23 protein-coding genes are annotated in these 20,932 nt (G+C 72.2%); 12 read left to right on the forward strand and 11 right to left on the reverse strand.

Annotation, left to right across the window (positions count from 1 at the left end; genetic code table 11):
- Position 1: 1 nt before the first annotated feature.
- Positions 2-1,594: an alpha/beta hydrolase gene (locus KBX08_RS11895; protein ID WP_210783290.1), complete on the reverse strand. Its 1,593-nt coding sequence runs from the start codon at positions 1,592-1,594 to the stop codon at positions 2-4.
- On the reverse strand, positions 1,591-1,887 hold the full coding sequence (locus tag KBX08_RS11900; RefSeq protein WP_210783292.1) for a hypothetical protein: 297 nt from the start codon (positions 1,885-1,887) through the stop codon (positions 1,591-1,593). Before KBX08_RS11900 ends, KBX08_RS11895 begins: the two co-directional genes overlap by 4 nt.
- Before the next feature lie 174 nt (positions 1,888-2,061).
- Here KBX08_RS11900 and KBX08_RS11905 point away from each other — a divergent pair, with 174 nt between their 5' ends.
- From KBX08_RS11905 to ung, 6 genes are all read left to right on the forward strand, one after another.
- Positions 2,062-2,430, forward strand: coding sequence for a holo-ACP synthase (locus KBX08_RS11905; protein ID WP_210783294.1), 369 nt, complete (start codon positions 2,062-2,064; stop codon positions 2,428-2,430).
- Between the two features lie 55 nt (positions 2,431-2,485).
- Complete coding sequence (locus KBX08_RS11910; RefSeq protein WP_210783296.1) at positions 2,486-3,955, forward strand: NAD(P)H-hydrate dehydratase; 1,470 nt, start codon at positions 2,486-2,488, stop codon at positions 3,953-3,955.
- Positions 3,956-4,045: 90 nt separating this feature from the next.
- Positions 4,046-5,164, forward strand: coding sequence for an alanine racemase (gene alr, locus KBX08_RS11915; RefSeq protein ID WP_210783298.1), 1,119 nt, complete (start codon positions 4,046-4,048; stop codon positions 5,162-5,164).
- Entirely contained in the window at positions 5,161-6,264 is a 1,104-nt protein-coding gene (locus KBX08_RS11920) for an alpha/beta fold hydrolase (RefSeq protein WP_210783300.1), read from the forward strand. The genes alr and KBX08_RS11920 overlap by 4 nt, the downstream gene beginning before the upstream one ends.
- The gene (gene tsaE / locus KBX08_RS11925) at positions 6,261-6,743 is read left to right on the forward strand and encodes a tRNA (adenosine(37)-N6)-threonylcarbamoyltransferase complex ATPase subunit type 1 TsaE (RefSeq protein WP_210783304.1); all 483 of its coding nucleotides are present in this window, start codon (positions 6,261-6,263) and stop codon (positions 6,741-6,743) included. The genes KBX08_RS11920 and tsaE overlap by 4 nt, the downstream gene beginning before the upstream one ends.
- A 65-nt stretch (positions 6,744-6,808) precedes the next feature.
- On the forward strand, positions 6,809-7,510 hold the full coding sequence (gene ung, locus KBX08_RS11930) for a uracil-DNA glycosylase (protein ID WP_210783306.1): 702 nt from the start codon (positions 6,809-6,811) through the stop codon (positions 7,508-7,510).
- A 43-nt stretch (positions 7,511-7,553) separates the two neighbouring features.
- On the opposite strand, the gene KBX08_RS11935 is transcribed toward ung, so the two are convergent.
- Positions 7,554-8,258: a helix-turn-helix domain-containing protein gene (locus tag KBX08_RS11935; RefSeq protein WP_210783308.1), complete on the reverse strand. Its 705-nt coding sequence runs from the start codon at positions 8,256-8,258 to the stop codon at positions 7,554-7,556.
- Between the two features lie 217 nt (positions 8,259-8,475).
- Between KBX08_RS11935 and tsaB the strand changes: the two genes are divergently transcribed.
- Genes tsaB through KBX08_RS11955 form a run of 4 tightly spaced genes read left to right on the forward strand, consistent with a single transcriptional unit; the run spans position 8,476 to position 10,940 of the window.
- Entirely contained in the window at positions 8,476-9,153 is a 678-nt protein-coding gene (gene tsaB, locus KBX08_RS11940) for a tRNA (adenosine(37)-N6)-threonylcarbamoyltransferase complex dimerization subunit type 1 TsaB (RefSeq protein WP_210783310.1), read from the forward strand.
- A complete protein-coding gene (gene rimI / locus KBX08_RS11945; RefSeq protein WP_210783312.1) occupies positions 9,150-9,632 on the forward strand; it encodes a ribosomal protein S18-alanine N-acetyltransferase in 483 nt (160 codons plus the stop codon). Before tsaB ends, rimI begins: the two co-directional genes overlap by 4 nt.
- The gene (tsaD, locus tag KBX08_RS11950) at positions 9,625-10,671 is read left to right on the forward strand and encodes a tRNA (adenosine(37)-N6)-threonylcarbamoyltransferase complex transferase subunit TsaD (protein ID WP_210783314.1); all 1,047 of its coding nucleotides are present in this window, start codon (positions 9,625-9,627) and stop codon (positions 10,669-10,671) included. The genes rimI and tsaD overlap by 8 nt, the downstream gene beginning before the upstream one ends.
- A 14-nt stretch (positions 10,672-10,685) precedes the next feature.
- Positions 10,686-10,940 carry a hypothetical protein gene (locus KBX08_RS11955; protein WP_053660576.1) on the forward strand — a complete coding sequence of 85 codons (255 nt, stop codon included), beginning with the start codon at positions 10,686-10,688 and terminating at the stop codon, positions 10,938-10,940.
- A 33-nt stretch (positions 10,941-10,973) separates the two neighbouring features.
- Here the strand turns inward: KBX08_RS11955 and KBX08_RS11960 are convergent, their stop codons facing one another.
- The 8 genes from KBX08_RS11960 to KBX08_RS11995 form a co-directional block, all read right to left on the reverse strand.
- On the reverse strand, positions 10,974-11,714 hold the full coding sequence (locus tag KBX08_RS11960) for a DUF4142 domain-containing protein (protein ID WP_210783316.1): 741 nt from the start codon (positions 11,712-11,714) through the stop codon (positions 10,974-10,976).
- Positions 11,715-11,839: 125 nt separating this feature from the next.
- A complete protein-coding gene (locus tag KBX08_RS11965; RefSeq protein WP_210783318.1) occupies positions 11,840-12,136 on the reverse strand; it encodes a DUF1707 domain-containing protein in 297 nt (98 codons plus the stop codon).
- A 19-nt stretch (positions 12,137-12,155) separates the two neighbouring features.
- Entirely contained in the window at positions 12,156-13,337 is a 1,182-nt protein-coding gene (locus tag KBX08_RS11970; protein ID WP_112737048.1) for an ROK family protein, read from the reverse strand.
- A 22-nt stretch (positions 13,338-13,359) separates the two neighbouring features.
- Positions 13,360-14,622: a sugar ABC transporter permease gene (locus KBX08_RS11975; RefSeq protein WP_210783320.1), complete on the reverse strand. Its 1,263-nt coding sequence runs from the start codon at positions 14,620-14,622 to the stop codon at positions 13,360-13,362.
- Positions 14,619-15,437 (reverse strand): ATP-binding cassette domain-containing protein, encoded by an 819-nt coding sequence (locus tag KBX08_RS11980; RefSeq protein ID WP_196919761.1) that lies wholly within the window; start codon positions 15,435-15,437, stop codon positions 14,619-14,621. Before KBX08_RS11980 ends, KBX08_RS11975 begins: the two co-directional genes overlap by 4 nt.
- Positions 15,438-15,551: 114 nt before the next feature.
- The gene (locus KBX08_RS11985) at positions 15,552-16,637 is read right to left on the reverse strand and encodes a sugar ABC transporter substrate-binding protein (RefSeq protein ID WP_210783322.1); all 1,086 of its coding nucleotides are present in this window, start codon (positions 16,635-16,637) and stop codon (positions 15,552-15,554) included.
- A 179-nt stretch (positions 16,638-16,816) separates the two neighbouring features.
- Positions 16,817-17,296, reverse strand: a complete 480-nt coding sequence (gene ybaK / locus KBX08_RS11990) for a Cys-tRNA(Pro) deacylase (protein WP_210783324.1) — start codon at positions 17,294-17,296, stop codon at positions 16,817-16,819.
- A gap of 25 nt (positions 17,297-17,321) precedes the next feature.
- Positions 17,322-18,518 carry a methyltransferase domain-containing protein gene (locus tag KBX08_RS11995; protein WP_210783326.1) on the reverse strand — a complete coding sequence of 399 codons (1,197 nt, stop codon included), beginning with the start codon at positions 18,516-18,518 and terminating at the stop codon, positions 17,322-17,324.
- 258 nt (positions 18,519-18,776) lie between these two features.
- Between KBX08_RS11995 and groES the strand changes: the two genes are divergently transcribed.
- Positions 18,777-19,091, forward strand: a complete 315-nt coding sequence (groES, locus tag KBX08_RS12000) for a co-chaperone GroES (RefSeq protein WP_030330046.1) — start codon at positions 18,777-18,779, stop codon at positions 19,089-19,091.
- Positions 19,092-19,161: 70 nt separating this feature from the next.
- Positions 19,162-20,802 carry a chaperonin GroEL gene (gene groL, locus KBX08_RS12005; protein ID WP_210783328.1) on the forward strand — a complete coding sequence of 547 codons (1,641 nt, stop codon included), beginning with the start codon at positions 19,162-19,164 and terminating at the stop codon, positions 20,800-20,802.
- The last annotated feature ends 130 nt before the right edge of the window (positions 20,803-20,932 follow it).

A 20,932-nucleotide genomic window follows, 5' to 3' on the forward strand; every position in this document is an offset into this window, starting at 1 on the left:
CTCAGCGGCCCAACACGACCCGGGCCATCCCGTCCAGCGCGGGATTGCCCGGGTCCCAGTAACCGGTGTGCCCGCCTCGCCCACTGCCGAAGACCCGACCGCCGAACCCGGGATCCGACGGGTCGTGCCCGAACCACAGTTCGTGCCCGGTCTGGCCCGGCCAGCCCAGCACGGCGGCCAGCGGAGCCGTACGCAGCAGGGCCTGTCGGCCCAGCTCCTCCGGTGACCGGGCCGCCCGGATCACGTCGTCGGGGGCGCTGCTCGCCCAGACCTCCCCGGGTGGCACGCCCAACTCGGTGGCGTGCGACGCGCCGACACCGGGGGAGCCGACGAAGACCAGCGCGTCGGCGGCCAGGCCGTGCTCCCGGGCGGCCACACCCACCACCAGCGACCCGTAGCTGTGCCCGAGCACCGTCTGCCGAGCCGGCGGCCCGTCGTGGCTGACGCGCAGCCCCTCCTGGAAGCGGTGCAACGCCGGGCCGGCGTCCCGGGCCTGACCCGCCGAGGCGGCCTCGGTCAGCAGATCCGGAGCGTCGTAGTCCAACCAGAGCACCGCCGCGCTGCGCTCATCCGGGGCGAGCGCGGCGCAGCGCTCCAGCACCCGGGCCGCCCTGCCCAGCTCGCCGGAGGCGTCGTCCAGGCCGGCGGTCATCCCCGGCACGTAGGTCAGCACCCGGTCGGCGTGGTCCGGGTCGCCGAGCGCCACCACCGCCCGCCCCTCACCCGCCGAATCCAACCCGAGCAGGTACGCCCGCGGCGCCTCGCCGGCCGTCAGTCGCTCGACCAGCGCGTCCAGACCGGCCAGCCGTCCGGCCACCCCGCGCAACCGGATCAACGCGAGCGGCCCTGGCGACACCTGGGACAGCAGCCGTCGCCGCTCGGCCAGCAGCTCCGCACGCCAGGCGTCGAGCCGTAACCGGTTGGCCTGGTCGCGGACGGCAACCGGTAGCCCGTCCAACCGGCCGACCAGTGCCGGCTCGCGCCCGATCAGCCACCGTCGCTGCGCCGGGCTCAACCCGGACCACCAGGCGCTGACCAGCGCGGGTGCGGCACCGAGGGCCGGTCGGCCCGGCGGGGGCGGGGACGCCCAACCGGTGCCGGCGGCCCTCGCCAGGTCATCCAACCGGTCGGCGGCGACCCGGTCTGTGGCGGCTGCCCCGTCGAGCGCGGCCCGCAGGGCCGCGGCCACCCCAGCCGCTGCCACCCCGGCCCGCTCGGTGGGCCGAAACCGGGCGGGATCGACCCGCACCCCACCCGAACGGTCCACCAGCAGGCCGGCCGCCTCGGCCTGGGCGACCGCCTGGGAGAGCCGTGCCTTCGCCACCGCCAGCCCACCGGCCAACTCGGCCAGCACCTGGTCGACCTCGATCAGCGCGGGTGCGATCGAGGCCAGCTCGTCACGCAGACCGCCGAGTCGAGTGCCCGCCGCCGTGGCTGCCGCACCCGACCAACCGCCCCGCAACCGCCCGGTGGCCGTGCGCAGCTCGCCGAGGTGCCGATCGAGTGGCCCGGCCAACCCCGCCCACGCCGCCCCGGCGGCCCGCCACCCGCCCGGATCGACAGCCCACAGCTGTCGGTAACCGACACTGCTCACCGGGGTAGGGAGGCGAACCGGCCGGCGGCCCGGTCGTCCACCGTCTCGTACGCCTCCGCCGCCGCCCGGACCCCGCCGGAGGTCGCCGCGACCCCGGCACCCAGCCGGCAGAACCAGGCGTGCCCGGCCGCCTCCAACCCGGCCAACGCCGCGCCGGCTCGCCACTCGGGCGCCGCCACCACCAGCCCGGGCAACCCCGCGAGGCCCAACGCCAACCGGCGCGCCTCGTCGTCGAGCAGGACGGCGACAGCCCGCAACTCCTCCGGCTGGACGGCGAACGGCTCGTCGGTCATGACCACACCCCCGTGGACGATCGGCATCGACGCGCTGACGCTAGGCACGTACCGGAGGCCGCGCGGTGCCCTGTGGACAGCCGACGTCGAGGCGTACCCCGGGGTGTCCACAGGCGTTGCCCAGCGCGAGCCCGACGGTTAATCTGCGGCCTCGACCGCCGGTAGGGTGGTGTGGTGATCGTCGCTGTCGGCATCGACGTCGTCCTGGTCGACCGGTTCGCCCGGGCCCTGGCACGGACGCCGCTGCTCGCCGACCGGCTCTTCACCGAGGCCGAGCGGCACACCCGCTCCGGCAGCCCGCGCTCGCCCGAGTCGCTCGCCGCCCGGTTCGCCGCCAAGGAGGCGGTGGCCAAGGCGCTCGGCGCCCCGGCCGGGCTCAGCTGGCAAGACTGCGAGATCGTGCCCGACCCGGACGGCCGCCCCTGGCTGGCCGTCTCCGGCACTGTCGCGGCGGTGGCCGACGCACGCGGGGTCAACCACTGGCATCTCTCGTTGTCGCACGACGGCGGGATCGCGTCGGCGATGGTGGTCGCGGAACGATGACGTCGGCCGGGAGGGCCGGTCAGGTCCGCCCGCTAACGGAATGGGACACGGTGGCATGAGATCGGTGTGGCGGGTGGCCGACGTACGGGCGGCCGAAGCGGGGTTGATGGGCACGCTGCCGGAGGGGACGCTGATGCAGCGGGCCGCGGCCGGCCTGGCCCGCCGGGCCGCGCTCCTGCTCGCCGAGCGGGGCGGGGTCTACGGAGGCCGGGTGCTGCTGCTGGTCGGCTCCGGTGACAACGGCGGCGACGCGCTGTACGCGGGGGAGCGGTTGGCCCGTCGAGGTGTCCAGGTGTCCGCCCTGCTGCTCACCCCCGGGCGGGCGCACGCCGGCGGTCTGTCCGCGCTGCGAGCCGCTGGCGGCCGGCTGGTCCAGGATCCGACCGGCCCGGTCGACCTTGTCCTCGACGGCATCGTCGGCATCGGTGGCACCGGCGGGCTACGGGCGAACGCGGACGAGGTGGTCCAGCGCCTCGGCGAGCTGCGTGGACGCGACGGGGAACGGGCCACGGTGCTGGCGGTCGACGTGCCCAGCGGGGTCGCGGTCGACACCGGTCACGTGCCGCTGTCCGCGTCCGGTCGGCCCACCGCGGTCCGCGCCGACGTTACGGTGGCCTTCGGCGCGCTGAAGCCCGCCCTGGTGGTCGGGCCGGCCGCCGCGCTGGCCGGGCAGGTCGAGCTGGTCGACATCGGGCTGCGGCAGTGGCTGCGCGGCACTCCGGCGATGCGGGTCACCGAGTGGTCCGACCTCGTCGACTGGTGGCCCCAGCTGGGGCCGGCGTCGGAGAAGTACACCCGGGGCGTGGTGGGGGTGGCGACCGGGTCGGCGACCTACCCCGGTGCGGCGGTGCTCTCCGTGGGCGGCGCACTGGCCGGGCCGACCGGCCTGGTCCGCTACGCCGGCAGCGCCCGCGCCGAGGTGCTGCACCAGCACCCGTCGGTGATCGCCAGTGGGCGGGTCGCCGACGCGGGCCGGGTGCAGGCCTGGGTCTGCGGCTCCGGGCTGGGCACCGGCGCCGACGCGGCGGCCGAGCTGCGCGCCGTGCTGGCCGCCCCGGTGCCGGTGGTGCTCGACGCCGACGCCCTGACCCTGCTGGTGGACGGCTCGCTCGCCGACCGGCTGCGGGGCCGGGACGCGCCCATCGTGGTCACCCCGCACGACCGGGAGTTCACCCGTCTCTGCGGGGAGGAGCCGGGCGCCGACCGGGTCGGCGCCGCGCTGCGGCTGGCCGCCTGGATGAACGCTGTGGTGCTGCTCAAGGGCGACCGCACGGTGATCGGCACGCCGGACGGTCGGGCGTACGTCAACCCGACCGGCACCCCGGCGCTGGCCACCGGCGGCACCGGCGACGTGTTGGCCGGGCTGCTCGGCTCGCTGCTGGCAGCCGGGGTACCCGCCGATCGGGCCGCCGCCTCGGCCGCGTACCTGCATGGGCTCGCCGGGCGGGAGGCGGCCCGGGGTGGGCCGGTGACCGCGCCCGACGTGGCGACCGCGCTGCGTCCGGTGCTGGCCCGGCTGGGCTGAACGGGGCGGTTCCGGGTGCGGTGACCGGATCGCCGCGTCGGGACGTGCGTCGCCGCCCGCGGTGATCACGGCGGAAAGTAGGCTGGGCACATGTGGCAGGCCGAGGTACGCGTCGATCTTGACGCCATCCGCGAGAACGTGAGCAGGCTCCGCTCCGGCACCACCGCCGAGTTGATGGCAGTGGTGAAGGCCGACGGGTACGGCCACGGCATGCTTCCGGCCGCCCGCGCGGCGCTCGACGCCGGCGCTGACTGGCTCGGTGTCTGCACCCTCGACGAGGCGCTCACCCTGCGGCGGGCCGGGGTGACAGTGCCGGTGCTGGCCTGGCTGCTCGCCCCCGGGTTGCCGCTGCACGAGGGGGTCACCGCCGGGGTGGACCTGGGCGCGGCCAGCCTGGCGCAACTGGACGAGATGATCGAGGCGAGTCGCCTCGCCGGGCGCCCCGCCCGCCTGCACCTCAAGATCGATACGGGGCTGTCCCGGGGCGGCGCGACGGTCGCCGACTGGCCCGCGCTGCTGGACGCCGCCGCGAAGGCGCAGGCCGACAGCCTGGTCGAGGTGGTCGGCGTGTGGAGCCACTTCGTGTACGCGGACTCGCCCGGCCACCCCACCACCGACCGTCAACTGGCCGTCTTCCACGAGGGGCTGGCCATGGTCGAGCGGGCCGGGCTGCGACCGCGCTGGCGGCACCTCGCCAACTCGGCCGCCACCCTCACCCGCCCGGACACCCACTTCGACCTGGTCCGCCCGGGCCTGGCCATCTACGGGCTCTCCCCGGTGGCCGGCGAGACGTACGGGTTGCGGCCGGCGATGACCGCCCGCGCCCGGGTGATGCTCACCAAGCGGGTGCCCGCCGGCACCGGCATCTCCTATGGGCACGCCTACACCACCGACGCCGACGCGAACCTGGCCGTGGTGCCGCTCGGGTACGCCGACGGGGTCCCCCGGCACGCGTCCAACACCGGCCCGGTGCAGCTCGGCGGCGTACGCCGGACGATCTCGGGGCGGGTCTGCATGGACCAGTTCGTGCTCGACTGCGGCGACGACCCGGTGGCCGACGGCGACGTGGCGACGCTCTTCGGCAGCGGCGTCGACGGCGAGCCGACAGCTGACGACTGGGCCGAGGCGGTCGGCACGATCAACTACGAGATCGTCACCCGGTTCGGCGGCACGCGGGTGCCCCGGGTCTACGACGGCGAGAAACCATGAGCTATCGGATTCCGCGTCCGCGGACGGCCGCGGGCCGGGTAGCCGGGATCGTCGGCGCGGCGGTGGGGGTGGCCGCGGCAGGTCTGGCGGCTGGCGTCGCTACCGAGCGGACCCTGGTCCGCCGGCTCAAGGCCGACCCGGCCGACCGCTACGCGCACGAGACGTTCGACAAGCAGCGGTACGACGAGGCGTTCCGCCTGGAGCTGCCGGACGGCACCGACATCCACGTCGAGGTGGTCGAGCCGACCCGGCCGGTGCCGGGGCGACCGACGGTGGTGCTGGTGCACGGCTTCTGCCTGGACATGGGGACGTTCCACTTCCAGCGCCAGATGCTCGCCGCCCGCGGTGACTACCGGATCGTGGCGTACGACCAGCCCGGTCACGGCCGATCCGGCCGCCTGGAGACCGGGGAGTACGACCTCGCGGTGCTCGGCCGGACACTGCGCCAGGTGATCGACCGGACCGCCCCGGACGGGCCGTTGGTGCTGGTCGGCCACTCGATGGGTGGCATGACGATCATGGCTTTCGCCGAGTTGTTCCCGGAACTGTTCGGTGACCGGGTGGTGGGCACCGTCCTGATGGCCACGTCGGGCGGGCTCGTCGCGGAGACCAAGCTGGTCGCGCCCGCGCTGCTCGGCCGGGTCGGTGGCCCGGTGCTCTACATGGTCAGCAACGCCACCCGGTACGGCGGGCCGGTGATCGACAAGGCCCGCAAGTCGACGTCGAACGTGGCCTGGTTACTGACCCGCAAGTACGGCTTCGGCACCCGCAAGCCCAGCCCGTCGCTGGTGTCCTACGTGGAGACGATGAACTCCCGGACGTCGGCCGACACGGTGACCCGCTACCTGCGGACCCTGGCCACCCACTCGCGCTTCCCGGCGCTGGCGGCGCTGGCGGCGGCTCCGGTGCTGGTGGTGGTCGGCGACAAGGACATGATCACGCCGGTGACCCACTCCGAGGAGATCGTCCGCCGGTTGCCGCACGCCGAGTTCGTGAAGATCAAGGACAGCGGTCACGTGGTGATGTTGGAGCACGCGGACGAGGTCAACGCCGCCCTGGCGCGGTTCCTGGAGTCACTGCAGAGCGTGGAGGAACGGTGAGTCACGTCGTCAAGCTGCCGACCGTCGAGGACACTCGGGACTTCGGCCGGCGGCTGGCCGGGCTGCTGCGCGCCGGCGACCTGGTGCTGTTGACCGGCCCGTTGGGCGCCGGCAAGACCGCACTCACCCAGGGCATCGGCGCCGGGCTCGGTGTTCTCGGGGACATCACCTCGCCGACCTTCGTGATCGCCCGGGTGCACCGCCCCGATCCGGGTCGGGGCGGCCGGGTGGCGCTGGTGCACGCCGACGCGTACCGGTTGGGTGACGCCACCGACCCACGCGCCGAGATCGACGACCTGGACCTCGACGCGTCGGTGGACGACTCGGTGACAGTGGTGGAGTGGGGCGAGGGCCTGGTGGAGCAGTTGGTGGACGCGCACCTGCGGGTTCGCATCGACCGCCGCGACGACGACACCCGCATCGTCGAGCTGGACCCGGTCGGCGGTGACTGGGCCCGGCGGCTCGCCGACCTGGGCTAGGTCGGCGGCTGTCGTACCCGATGCCTAGAGTGCGGGGGTCCGACCCGCGCTGTGAGAGGTTCCCGATGCCCGACGACGCCCCCGCCCTGGATCTGCTGGCCCTGCTGCCGGAGCAGTGGCGCACAGCGCTCACCCCGCACCTCGATCCGGCACGCACCGCAGCGCTGGGCGAGTTCGTCGCCCGGGAATACGCGACGCAGACGGTCTTCCCGCCGGTGGAGGATCTGTTCTCGGCATACCGGCTCTGCCCGCCGCAGGGCACCCGGGTGCTCATCCTCGGGCAGGATCCCTACCACCGGGCCGGGCAGGCACACGGTTTGAGCTTCAGCGTCCGCGACGGTGTGACGGTGCCGCCGTCGTTGCGCAACGTCTTCAAGGAGCTGGGCGAGGACGTTGGCGTCCCCAAGCCGCGCAGCGGCAACCTGAACGGGTGGGCCGCCCAGGGGGTGCTGCTGCTCAACGCGGTGCTGACCGTCCGGCAGGCCACCCCGGGGTCGCACGCCAACGCCGGCTGGGAAGAGTTCACCGACGCGACCATCCGGGCACTGGACGCGGCGCCGGAGCGGGTGGTCTTCCTGCTCTGGGGTGGCTACGCCCGCAAGAAGGCCGCGCTGGTCACCAACCCGCAGCACGTGGTGCTGGAGGCCGGTCACCCCAGCCCGATGAACCCGCGCGGCTTCCTCGGTAGCCGCCCGTTCAGCGCGGCCAACAAGGCACTCGCCGACGCCGGCCTGCCCACAGTCGATTGGGAGCGCACCGCCGGCTGAGCCGCTCGTCGACGTCCTGCTGCTGGTTTGGACCGGCACTGGCTCAGCCGTCGCTGGCCAGCTGCCGGTTCCGGTAGCGGCGCAGCAACTCGGCGGCGCGTGGCTCGCTCAGTTCCAGCTCGACCAGCGGCACCACCTGGTAACTCCGTCCACCGTGGCGCACCTCGATCGTCTCGGGCAGCTCGTCGCACATGGTGGCCCTGATCTCCCCGTACCGTGTCGACCACAGGTGTTCGCCCGGCTCTTCTGGCTCCAACCACACCCCGCCGAACTCACCCCAGCGGGCGTTCCACCGCTGCCCGTAGTTCGTCTCCAGCCAGCGGGTGAACGGTTTGGAGTCCTGCCAGCGCAGGGCGATCTCGAGCGCGTCGACCGGCACCGGTGCGCCCTGCAACAGCGCCGCAGCGCTCCCGGTGATCGCCTGCGGAAAGTCGGTGAGCCGATCCAGCAGCCGATCCAACCCCAGCCCGTCGATCCGTTCGGCGATCGGCCGGGCGGCCAGGTCGTCGATCCGGGCGTCGAGGTGCGCGTCCAACGGCTCGACCCCGACGACCAACTGCACATCCATCGCGGCAAGCAACCGCTCCAGTACGGCGATGGTAGGCGCCCGCTCACCGCGTTCGAAGCGGGCCACCGCTGCCTGGTCGACCTCGGCCAGCGCGGCCAACTGACGCTGACTCAGGTCGCGCAGATGTCGTTGCTGCCGTACGGCAGCGCCGAGAAGGGTGACAAGGCGAGTGGATGACATCCCGGCATGGTGGACCAAGGGCGAGACGTCCGCGATCCCGTTGCGGCAGATCGGCGGATGGCGGGTCGCCTTACTTCAATGAGCGTGATGTCTGTGAGTCATCACGATGACCCACAGACATCACGCTCATTCGGGAACGTGGCTCCACCGCTCATTCGGAGCGGCGGTGGCGGGGCGTGACCGGGGCGCGTGGGCGGGGCGGCTAGGCTGGCTTACCGTGCTCGTACTCGTGGTGGACAGCTCGACCCCCGCGGTCACCGCCGCGCTGGTGGAGGTCTCGGCAGACGGCGTGGCGTCGCGTGCGCACCGGTGCACCGTCGACGCCCGCGCGCACGGTGAGCTGCTCGCGCCCCAGGTGGATGCGGTCCTCGCCGACGCTGACGCGCGCCCGCGTGACCTGGCCGCCATCGTCGCCGGGCTCGGCCCGGGTCCGTTCACCGGGCTACGGGTCGGCCTGGTCACCGCCGCGACGATGGGTCAGGTGCTCGGCATCCCCACGTACGGCGTCTGTTCGCTGGACGCCATCGGTTACCCGGCGGCGTCCGGCGCGCCGGTCCTGGCCGCCACCGACGCCCGGCGCAAGGAACTCTACTGGGCCGTCTACGACGGTGCCGGCCAGCGGATCGTCGGGCCCGAGGTGTCCGCGCCGGCGGTCGCCGCCGCGCGCGCCCGCGAACTGGGCGCGACGATCGCGGTCGGTGACGGGGCACACCGGTACGCCGAGGTCCTTGACCTGCCCGTTCGGGTCGAGCCGCGCTACCCGGACGCGACAGTGCTGGCGTTGCTCGCCGCCGAGCGGGTCCGGGCGGGCGCGTCCAGTGAGCGGCTCACCCCGCTCTACCTGCGCCGCCCCGACGCGGTGGCGGCGACCGGCCGCAAACCGGTCCTGCCATGACGGCGGTACGGCTCGAACCGTTCCGCTGGTGGCACATCGACGACGTGCTGCCGATCGAGGCGGACCTCTTCGGCGCTGAGAAGTGGTCGCCCGCCATGTTCTGGAGCGAGCTCGCCAACGGGCACCACTACCGGATCGCCGTCGACGCGGACGGGTCGGTGCTCGGCTACGCCGGGCTCGCCGGCGTTCCGCCGGACGAGGTGTGGGTGCAGAACATCGCCGTCCGCCGGGACGCCCAGCGGCGCGGCGTGGGCCGTGCCCTGCTGGAGGAGTTGCTCGCCGAGGCGGTCCGGCGCGACGCCCGCAGCACCCTGCTGGAGGTCGCCGTGGACAACGCGGCAGCTCAGCGGCTCTACGCGACGTACGGTTTCGAGCCGATCGGGGTGCGGCGCGGCTACTACCAACCGAGCAACACCGACGCGCTGGTCATGCGGCGCGACGCCGAGTCGACCGGGGACGGACCACACGACCATGGCTGACGAACCACTGATCCTGGGTATCGAGACCTCCTGCGACGAGACCGGTGTCGGCATCGTGCGGGGGCACACCCTGCTGGCCGACGCGCTCGCCTCCAGCGTCGAGGAACACGCCCGGTTCGGGGGTGTGGTGCCGGAGGTGGCCAGCCGGGCACACCTGGAGGCCATCGTGCCGACCATGGACCGGGCACTGACCGAGGCCGGCGTCACGCTGGCCGACATCGACGCGATCGCTGTCACCTCCGGGCCGGGGCTCGCCGGTGCGTTGCTGGTCGGCGTCGCTGCCGCCAAGGGGTACGCGGTCGCCGCCGAGAAACCCGTCTACGGCGTCAACCACCTCGCCGCCCACGTCGCGGTGGACACCCTTGAGCACGGCCCACTGCCCGAACCCGCAATCGCGCTCCTGGTGTCCGGCGGCCACTCGTCCCTCCTGCTCGTGGACGACCTGGCCCGGGGTGTCACCCCGCTGGGCGCCACCATCGACGACGCGGCCGGGGAAGCGTTCGACAAGGTCGCCCGGCTGCTCGGGTTGCCGTTCCCGGGCGGTCCGCCCATCGACCGGCAGGCCCGGGCCGGCGATGCCGCCTCGATCGCCTTCCCCCGCGGTCTGACCGCCGCGAAGGATCTCGCCGTCCACCGGTACGACTTCTCGTTCTCGGGCCTGAAGACGGCGGTGGCCCGGTGGGTCGAGGCCCGTCAGCGTGCCGGTGAGCCGGTGCCGGTGGCCGACGTGGCGGCGTCCTTCCAGGAGGCGGTCTGTGACGTCCTGACCAGCAAGGCGCTCGCCGCCTGCCGGGCGCAGGGCATCGATACCCTGGTCATCGGCGGGGGAGTGGCGGCGAACTCGCGGCTGCGGGCGATGGCCGAGCAGCGAGCCGAGAAGTACGGCATCCGGGTCCGGGTACCCCGGCCGAAGCTGTGCACCGACAACGGCGCGATGGTGGCCGCGCTCGGTTCGCACCTGGTCGCCGCCGGGGTCGCTCCGAGCCGACTGGACCTGCCAGCCGACTCGGCACTTCCGTTGACAACGGTCAGCGTGTGACGGGAGCGGCGGACATGATCGTGCGGATGTGGGAGGCGCGCGCCGAGGCGTACGGAGTCGCCGACCTGATCACCTGGGTGTGCGACACCGCCCTGCCCGAGTTGGAGCACGACCCGCTCCATGTCTCCAGCGAGGTCTTCTCCTCCACCGACCACCGAGTGGTGGTGATCTCCAAGTGGCGCAGCAACCCCCGCCCGCTGCCGGACCCGCCAGCCCTGCTGGTGGCCCGCGCCCCGCACTCCTGGGACTTCACCCAGGTAGACCGCTGACGCGAGCCACCATCCAGGCCGCTGCCTGATCGGTCAGCTGCGGCGCAACATCCGGTAGGTGGCGATTCCACCCGTGCCCAGCGCGGCGAGGAAGACCAGCCAGACGACCGTGCTGCTGACTCCGACCTGCGGGCCGGAGTTGGCGGAGGCAGCGGCCAGGAGCCCGTCCTCACCCGGGGCGGGCAGCGCGGCCGGCGGCAGCTCCGGCCAACGGACCAGGCCGGTGCTCTCCAGCATCTGCATGTGGTGCTGGACGAACGCGTTGGCGTCCTCGCAGAGCTTGCGGACGGTGGCGTCCCGGGTGCTGGCGCGGACCGCGCCGATCACCGGGAAGATCTTGCCGTGGGCGACCCGGAGCCGGGTGACGAAGATCTGGTCGAACCGAGCGCCGGACGCCTTCTGCATCTCGGCAAGCCAGCCCTTCTGCTCGGCGGTCGGCTCGCTGGGGATCGTCGCGCCCAACTTGTTGGCCGCGTCGACCACGAGCTGGTCGAGCTTCTGGTGCTCGCTGGCGATGCCGGCGCCGATCTCCCGGACCTTCGCCGACTGTCCCTTCTCGGCGGCCATCTGGCCGGCTGGCATCTCCCACAGCCCGGCCAGCCGCACTCCGTTGAGCAGTGTCATGTCGGCGGCGTTGAGCTGCTGGCCACCGGCGGGCGCGGCGACGGCCACGCCGGGCAGGACACCGACCCCCGCGATGATCGCGATGAGCAGCATCGCCGCTCGGTGGGTCCGGGTGCCCAGTCGGCGGTGGGCGGATCTGCGCGGTGCCATGTCTGTGGTGCCTCCTCGGTCCGGACCGGAACGCGTCTGGACCGGGCAGCCGTACCCTGCCGGTTGCCCGTCCGCCCACTGGTACGGACTGATCGCGCGATCAGTTCATCGCGGAGCGACAGGGATCAGCGGGTGACGGCGAGCAGGCCGCCGAGCAGCAGCAGGGTGAGCGCCGCGGCGGCGAAGACCATCAGCAACTCCTGACGCCCGCGCCCGACCGGGCCGACGTCGACGACCGAGGTGGGCAGGGCCGGTAGATCGCGGGTCAGCGCGGCCAGGTCACCGAGGGTGCGCGCCGTCCACACCGCACCGGCCCGATCGGAGAACTCGTCGAGCGTCAGCCGGCCCGCCGCGGTGTGCTGGTGCAGCGCGGCGACCACCCGGTTGCGGTCGTCGTCGGAGGCGCGCAGCTCGACATCCACGCCGGACAGCGTACGCGGATCAGCCCACGTCGAGGGGGTCGGCGAGGAGCCGTTCGAAGGCCAGCTCGGCGGCACCGATCAGGGGCGCGTCAGTACCCAGTTTCGGCGTGCGCAGCCGGACGTGCTCCAGGCAGGCACCGAGCGCGTTGGAGTTGAGCCGGCTGCGGATCTGGGCCGCCGCCGCGAGGTAGAGGTCACGCATTGTCCCGCCGAAGATGACCATCTCGGGGTTGAAGACGTTCACCAGGTTGGCCACCCCGAAGCCGAGCCAGTCGCCGGCCTGGCGGACCGCCGTCTGGGCCCTGGCGTCCCCGCGGTCGGCCGCGTCGAAGACCTCCAGCAGCGCGTCACGGCCCCGGGCGTCGGAGCGTCCGGCGGCGCGCAGGAGGCCGTGCTCGCCGATCTCGGTCTCCCAACAGCCCCGGGAGCCGCACTCACAGGGCTTGCCGTCGCGGACCACCTTCATGTGGCCGACCTCGCCGCCGTAGCCACCGTGCCCGGTCAGCCGGCGCCCACCGGCGATGATGCCGGCACCCACGCCCACGTCGCCGTACAGGTAGAGGACGTTGTCGCAGCCTGCCGCCACACCTCGTGCGTGCTCGGCGAACGCGGCGACGTCGGCCACGTTGCCCACTGTGACCGGTACGTCGATGCCCAACTCGTCGGCGAGGGCCGCGCCGATCGGCTCGTCCACCCAACCGGTGGTGGGGCCGAGCCGGACCAGGCCGTCGTCCCGGCGGACCATGCCGCAGACCGCGACGCCGGCACCGACGCAGATCGCGTCTGCCGGCACCAGTTGCTGCATCTCCTTGACCGCGCCGGCCAGCAGTGGCGCGGCCTCCGCGGCCAGCAGCCCGCGCGGCCGGTCCAGATCCCGGCGGTCCAGGACCGCGCCACCCAGCCCGATCCGGGCGGCGCGCAGCCGGTCCACCTCCACCGAGTACGCGTACGCGTAGACCCGGGCCGACTCGGGCCGGACGACCAGTGACGGTCGTCCGGCTCGGCCGGTTTCCTTCGGTGCCCCTTCGCTGACCAGCCCCACCGCGGACAGGTCGGCGGTGAGCGCGCCGATGGTGCTGCGGTTGAGGCCCAGCGTGGTGGTCAGTTCGGCACGGGTGGTCGCCCCGTGGACGTGCACGTGTCGCAGCAGGGCCCCGAGGTTCTGCCGTCGGACGTCATCCTGGCTCGGTCCTGGGCGCATGCTGGTGCTACCTCCCGCGCGGTCAGCGGGTGCCGGTGGCTGCCGCGCGGCGGCGGGAGAGCGCGTCGACGCTGGCGGCGAGCAGCAGCACGACGCCGGTGACCACGTACTTGACTCCCGAGGTGTACCCCATCAGGCCCATTCCGTTTTCGATGACCGCGACCACCGCGCCGCCGAGTACGGCGTCGAGGACGCGGCCCTTGCCACCGAAGAGGCTGGTGCCGCCGATCACCGCCGCGCCGACCGCGTAGAGCAGTACGTTACTGCCCCCGGTGTTCGGGTCGACCGAGTTGGCCCGGCTGGCCGCCACGATGCCACCGATGGCGGCCATCGAGGAGCAGATCACGAAGACGGAGATTCGGATCCGGTCGACTCCGATGCCGGCCCGGCGGGCCGCTTCGCGGTTGCCGCCCACGGCGTAGATGTGCCGGCCGTAGCTGGTGCGTTGGAGCACGAAGGTCCAGATGATCAGCAGCACCGCGATGATCGGCACCACGATCGGCACACCCTTGAGCGAGACGATGAGGACGTTGCGGCTGCGCTCGAGGTTGAGCACGTACACAGCGGTGCCGAGGATGACGGCGAGCCCGCCGATCCGCAGCGCCACCACCGCGAGCGGGTCGGTGATCAGGCCGCGGGCCACCCGGGTGCGGTGGCGCAGCAGTTGCACCGCCGCGTAGCCGATGACCGCGAGGGCGGTCAGCGCCCAGCCCAAGGTGGGGCCGAGGTTGCGGTTGGCGATGGCGACCAGCACGTCGTCGCGGACGGCGATGTTGGTGCCATCCTTGACGAGCAGCAGCACGACGCCCTGGAAGGCGAGGAAGCCGGCGAGGGTGACCACGAAGGACGGAATGCCGATCTTCGCGACGAGCATGCCGAGCGTGCTGCCGATGACCACACCGGTGGCGACAGCGGCGAGCACGGCGACCCACCAGGGGTAGCCGAGCACTGTGACCACATTGGCCAGCACCGCCGCGCAGACGCCGCTGGCGAAGCCGGCGGAGAGGTCGATCTCGCCGAGCAGCAGCACGAAGACCAGGCCCATCGCGATCAGCGTGACCGCCGCGCCCTGGGTGAAGAGGTTGGCGAAGTTGCCGGCCGACAGGAACGACGACGGCCGCATGATCGCGAAGACGGTGCAGAGCACGATCAGGCCGAGTACGGCTGGTAGTGCGCCGACGTCGCCACCGCGTACCCGACTGAGGTAGTTGCGGAAGTGGCCTCCGATGGTCGGCGTCGGTGTGACGGCGGCGGGACCGTCCTTCCGCACGGCGGTGGTGGTCATCGGACGCCTCCTGAGATCGAGTCGGCCGGCTGCGGGCCGTCGCCGTTGCTGCCCGGGTCGGTGGCGAGGCCGAGCCCGCCCGAGCGCCCGGCGGTGATCAGCTCGACCACCTGGGCGTGGGTGATGTCGGTGGTCTTCACCTGGGCGACCATCTGGCCGAGGTACAGCGCGGCGATCCGGTCGGAGACGGCGAAGACGTCGTTCATGTTGTGCGAGATGAGCACCACGGCCAGGCCGTTGTCGGCGAGGCGGCGGACCAGTTCGAGCACCTGGGCGGTCTGTGCCACGCCGAGCGCCGCGGTCGGCTCGTCCAGGATGACGAGCTTGCTGTTCCACAGCACCGCCTTGGCGATGGCCACGGTCTGGCGTTGACCGCCGGAAAGGCTGGACACGTGCTGGCGCAGTGAGGTGACGGTGCGGATGGAGAGCCCGGCCAGGGTTTCGGCGGCGAGCTGTTCCATTGTCGGCTCGTCGAGGACGATGCCGCTGCGCTTCTCCCGGCCGAGGAACATGTTCTGCACGATGTCCAGGTTGTCGCAGAGCGCGAGGTCCTGGTAGACGACCTCGATGCCGAGCGTGGCGGCGTCGCGGGGGCTGCCGATGTGCACCGGTTCACCGTTGAACAGGAACTCTCCGGCGTCGGTGGGGTGGATGCCGCTGATGCACTTCACCAGGGTCGACTTGCCGGCGCCGTTGTCGCCGACCAGTGCGGTCACTTCGCCCGGGTGGACGGTCAGGGCGACGTCGCGGAGCACCTGGACGGGACCGAAGCTCTTGTCGATCCCGCGGAGTTCCAGCAGGGGGGTCGCGGACACGGGGGTCTCCTTCTTAAGGGAGGGTCGGGGCCCGTCCGGCGGGCGCCGCCCGGCACGGGAGGGTGCTCCCGTGCCGGGCGGCGATGGTCGTTCCGGCGGGTACTGCGGCGTCGGTCAGCTGATGCCGGCTTCGGCGCAGAACTTGGCGTACGCCGCGGTGCAGACTTCTTCCTTGGTCACGTAGCCGTCGGCGATGACGTCCTTGACGCTCTCCTTGTAGATGGCCTTCGGGGTGAGCAGCACCGAGGGGACGTCCCGGTCGCCGTCCTTGACCGTCTGGCCGGTGTCCTTCGTCTCGCCCTTGGCGAGGGCGATGGCCAGGTCGGAGGCGGCCTTGGCCTCTTCCCGGACCGCCTTGTAGACGGTCATGCACTGGTCACCGGCGAGGATGTTCTGCAGGCCCTCGGTGCTGGCGTCCTGCCCGGTCACCGGCACCTTGCCGTTGAGCTTGTTCTTCTTGAGGATCGAGATGGCCGCGTTGCCGAGACCGTCGTTGGCGGCCAGCACGCCGTCGATCTTGCCGTTGGCCTTGGTGAGCTGCTGCTCGAAGATCGTCGCGGCCTGCGCGTTGTCCCACGCCGGCACCGCGTCCTCAGGGCCCTTGACGTACTCCTTGGCGTCGAACTTCGGCTTGAGCACCGAGTCGTAGCCGGCCTTGAAGAGGGTGGCGTTGTTGTCGGTGGGGGAGCCGTTCAGGTACGCCACGACGGGGTTCTTGGCGCCCTTCTCGGTCAGGCACTTCGACAGACCCTCGCCCTGGAGCTTGCCGACGGTCTCGTTGTCGAAGCTGACGTAGTACTGGGCGGAGCCGCCGAGGGTGAGCCGGTCGTAGTCGATGGTGGCCACACCCTGCGACTTGGCCTTGTCGAGCACGGCCTTGCCGGTGCCGGAGTCCAGGTTGACGATCATCAGGGCGGTCACGCCGCCGGTGATCATCTGGTCGGCGATGGTCTGGAAGGCGGTCTTGTCGTTCTGGGCGTTCTGGATGTCGTACTGGACGCCGGCGGCCTTGAACGCCTCCTCCAGGAACCGACGGTCCGCCGTTTCCCAGCGGGCCGAGGACTTGCTGTCCGGGAGGATCACGCCGATCTTGGGGGTCTTGGCGGAGGCGGCCTTGTCGCCGGAGTCGTCGCTACAGGCGGTCAAGCCGCCGGTCGTGAGCAGGCCCACGGCGGCGATGGTGAGGATCCCCTTACGCATGTGCAGGGTCCTTTCGGAGGTGGGGGAGGTGTTGTTTTGTTGTGTCCGGCAACGTATTTCGCGTCACACCGGCTCCACAAGACCGCGCAGGTGCATAGTTTGTTGGGAGCGATAACAATTCAGCAACGCGACTGTTACTCCCCGGGTATCCCACGGGGGAGTCGACGTAACGACTGTCGTCAGTGGGTCTGCAACGGCGCGGTGCTGGCGTCGGTCAGCGCCACCAGATCCGCCGCGGCCAGTTCGAGTTGCAGACCACGCCGACCAGCCGAGACGTAGATCGTCGGGAGATCCAGCGCGGATTCGTCCAGCACCGTGGGCAACCGTCGACGCTGCCCGAGCGGGCTGATTCCACCGCGCACGTAACCGGTGGCCCGCTCGGCGACCGCCCGGTCGGCCAACCCCGCCCGCTTGCCGCCGACCGCCGCCGCGAGCGCCTTGAGATCCAGCTCGCCGGTGACCGGAACGACCGCCACTGTGAGCGCGCCGTCGACAGCGGTCACCAGAGACTTGAACACGCGCTCCGGTGCCACGCCGAGCGCCACCGCCACCAACGCGCCGTAGTTCGGGGCGTCCGGCGCCACCCGGTACGGATGGGTGCGATGCGGGATGCCGCGCTTGACCAACAGTGCCGTTGCCGGCGTGCCCTGTCCCGCCACAGCGACGAGGCTAGTCGAGACGGCGCTAGCCCACCGGCCGACCGATCAGCACCGTCGGTGCGCCGTCGACCCGGGTGAGCACCAGACTCGCCGCCGCGTCACCGGCCAGCCGCAGGTCCCGCCGGAGCTGCTCCGGGGTGAGCGCCGAACCCCGCTTGAGGATCTCCACCCGGCCCACCCGGCGCTCGCGCAGCAGCGCCCGCAGGCGCTTGAGCGAGAACGGCAGCACGTCGGTGATCTCCAGACAGCGCGCGTACGGGGTGCGGATCGGCTGGTCGGCGTAGAGGTAGGCGATGCTCGGATCACCCAGGTTGGCGTCCAGTTCGGTGGCCAACTCGGCCACGAGGTGCGCGCGCACCACCGCCGGGTCCGGGTCGTACAGGTAGCGGCGCGGCGGCCCGACCGGCGCCTCGGCGGCACCCGAGCCGGTGAGCTGGTGGCGGTGAGCCTCGGCGCCCCGCTGACGATAGAGGGTGGCGCGGCGGGGCACCTCCGCCAGCTCGCCGCACCAGAGCGCGGCCTCGACCAGGTCGCCGTCCACGCCCACCCACTCGGCCTCCGCGCCGGCCGGAATGAGCGCGTGGTCCAGGCCCGGCGCGACCTTCACCACGGTTCGCGGCACCCGCTCGGCCAGCCCGGTGACGAAGTCCCACGGTGGCGAGTAGGCGCGCGGGTCGAAGATCCGCCGCCCGGTGCCGGTGGTGCGGCGGGCCGGGTCGCAGAAGACCCCGTCGACCCGTGACACGTCGAACCCGGTCGCGTCGCCGCACTCGACGGTGAACAGCTCGGCCAGGCCGGCCGCGTCGGCGTTGGCGGCGGCCATCGCCGCGGTCACCGGGTCGGCCTCCACCCCGTACACCCGGATGCCGGCACGGGCGGCGGCCAGCGCGTCGGCCCCGAGCCCGCAGCCCAGGTCGGCCAGGGTGCGCACGCCGGCCGCGTACAACCGGGCGGCCCGACGGTCGGCGACCACCCGGCGGGTGGCCTGCTCCAGGCCGGGGCGGGTGAGGAACATCCCAGCGGCGGCCGGGCCGAACTTGCCCACCGCCCGATGACGCAGCTCGGCCTGGGTCAGTGCCGCCGCGGCCAACGTCGGCGGCACCCCGGTCGCCCGCAGCGCCGACGCCGCGACCAGTGGATCACCGCCGGCCAGGTCGGCCGCCGCAGTGAGCGCGGCCGACCCCTCAGGGGTACGCAGCGCCGCCAGTTGATCGAGATCCACCCGGTCATTGTCCCGGCCGCCCGGAAATCCTGGCTGGCGGGGCGCGACGCGCTGGCACTCTCCTTGACGGAGTGCTAGCCACGGAATAACCTGCGATTAGCACTCTCACCCTGAGGGTGCCAGCTTCCGGGTCTCGCGACCCGGGTGCGCACGCCAGGCGGACCGGCACCCGCGACGACGGCACCGCCCGGTGGCATGAGGCAGATTGACGCTGGTCAGCCCCGCTGGCCAGCAACGAAACCAGTACCCCAGGAGGGTATGCCCGTGACTACCGCGACCAAGGTTGCGATCAAGCCGCTCGAGGACCGCATCGTGGTCCAGGCGAACGAGGCTGAGACCACCACGGCGTCGGGCATCGTGATCCCCGACACCGCCAAGGAGAAGCCGCAGGAGGGCACTGTCCTCGCTGTGGGCCCGGGGCGCGTCGACGACAACGGCAACCGGGTTCCGGTTGACGTGCAGGTCGGCGACACCGTCCTCTACTCGAAGTACGGCGGCACCGAGGTCAAGTACGCCGGCGAGGAGTACCTGGTGCTCTCCGCCCGCGACGTCCTCGCGGTCATCGAGAAGTAAGCAACCGATCAGTGCCACTGCCCCGGTCCGGCTCGCCGGGCCGGGGCAATGGCGCTTCGAAGGGACATTAATGGCGAAGATCCTGAGCTTCTCGGACGACGCCCGGCACCTGCTGGAGCACGGTGTCAACGCCCTCGCGGACGCGGTCAAGGTCACCCTCGGCCCGCGCGGGCGCAACGTCGTCCTGGACAAGAAATTCGGTGCGCCGACGATCACCAACGATGGTGTGACCATCGCCAAGGAGATCGAGCTCACCAACCCGTACGAGAACCTTGGCGCGCAGCTGGTCAAGGAGGTGGCGACCAAGACCAACGACGTCGCCGGCGACGGGACCACCACCGCGACAGTGCTGGCCCAGGCGATGGTTCGCGAGGGTCTGCGCAACGTGACCGCCGGGACCAACCCGGCCGGCCTCAAGCGGGGCATCGACGCGGCGGCCATGAAGGTCTCCGAGGCGCTGCTCGGCCGTGCCGCCGAGGTCACCAGCAAGGAGTCGATCGCGAACGTGGCGACGATCTCCGCGCAGGACTCCACGATCGGCGACCTGATCGCCGAGGCGATGGAGCGCGTCGGCCGCGACGGAGTCATCACCGTCGAGGAAGGCTCGATGCTCACCACCGAGCTGGACGTGACCGAGGGTCTCCAGTTCGACAAGGGCTTCATCTCGCCGAACTTCGTCACCGACCTGGAGGGTCAGGAGTCCGTCCTTGAGGACGCGTACATCCTGGTCACCACCCAGAAGATCTCGGCGATCGAGGAGCTGCTGCCGCTGCTGGAGAAGGTCCTGCAGAACAGCAAGCCCTTGCTGATCATCGCCGAGGACGTGGACGGCCAGGCGCTCTCCACCCTGGTGGTCAACTCGCTGCGCAAGACCCTCAAGGTCTGCGCGGTCAAGGCCCCGGGCTTCGGTGACCGGCGCAAGGCAATGCTCCAGGACATCGCGATCTCCACGGGTGCCGAGCTGGTCGCCCCGGAGCTGGGCTACAAGCTCGACCAGGTCGGCCTGGAGGTGCTCGGCACCGCCCGGCGCGTCGTGGTCGACAAGGAGAACACCACGATCGTCGACGGCGGTGGCCAGAAGGCCGACGTCGCCGACCGGGTGTCTCAGATCCGCAAGGAGATCGAGGCCTCCGACTCCGACTGGGACCGGGAGAAGCTGGCCGAGCGGCTGGCGAAGCTCTCCGGTGGCATCGCCGTCATCAAGGCTGGCGCGGCGACCGAGGTCGAGATGAAGGAGCGCAAGCACCGCATCGAGGACGCCATCGCGGCGACCAAGGCTGCGGTCGAGGAGGGCACCGTGCCCGGCGGCGGCGCCGCCCTGGTGCAGATCCTCTCGGTGCTCGACGACGACCTGGGCTTCACCGGTGACGAGAAGGTCGGCGTCTCGGTCGTGCGCAAGGCGCTCGTCGAGCCACTGCGCTGGATCGCCCAGAACGCCGGTCACGACGGCTACGTCGTGACGCAGAAGGTCGCCGACCTCAAGTGGGGCAACGGCCTCGACGCAGCCAAGGGCGAGTACGTCGACCTGGTCAAGGCCGGCATCATCGACCCGGTGAAGGTGACCCGCAACGCGGTCACCAACGCCGCCTCGATCGCCGGTCTGCTGCTCACCACGGAGAGCCTCGTGGTGGAGAAGCCGGAACAGGCCGAGCCGGCCGCCGGCGGCGGGCACGGCCACGGTCACGGCCACCAGCACGGCCCGGGCTTCTGATCCGGTAGCGACACCCGTTCCGGGGCGCACCGCCGTACGGCGGTGCGCCCCGGCTCGTTCTCGCGGGCTGGTAGGTCATTACCGAACGCTGACGTTGTTGGCGACCGGGCGAGATGATCGCGCACACTGG

This window comes from Micromonospora sp. H61 (genome assembly GCF_018070325.1).
Taxonomy (GTDB): Bacteria; Actinomycetota; Actinomycetes; order Mycobacteriales; family Micromonosporaceae; genus Micromonospora; species Micromonospora salmantinae.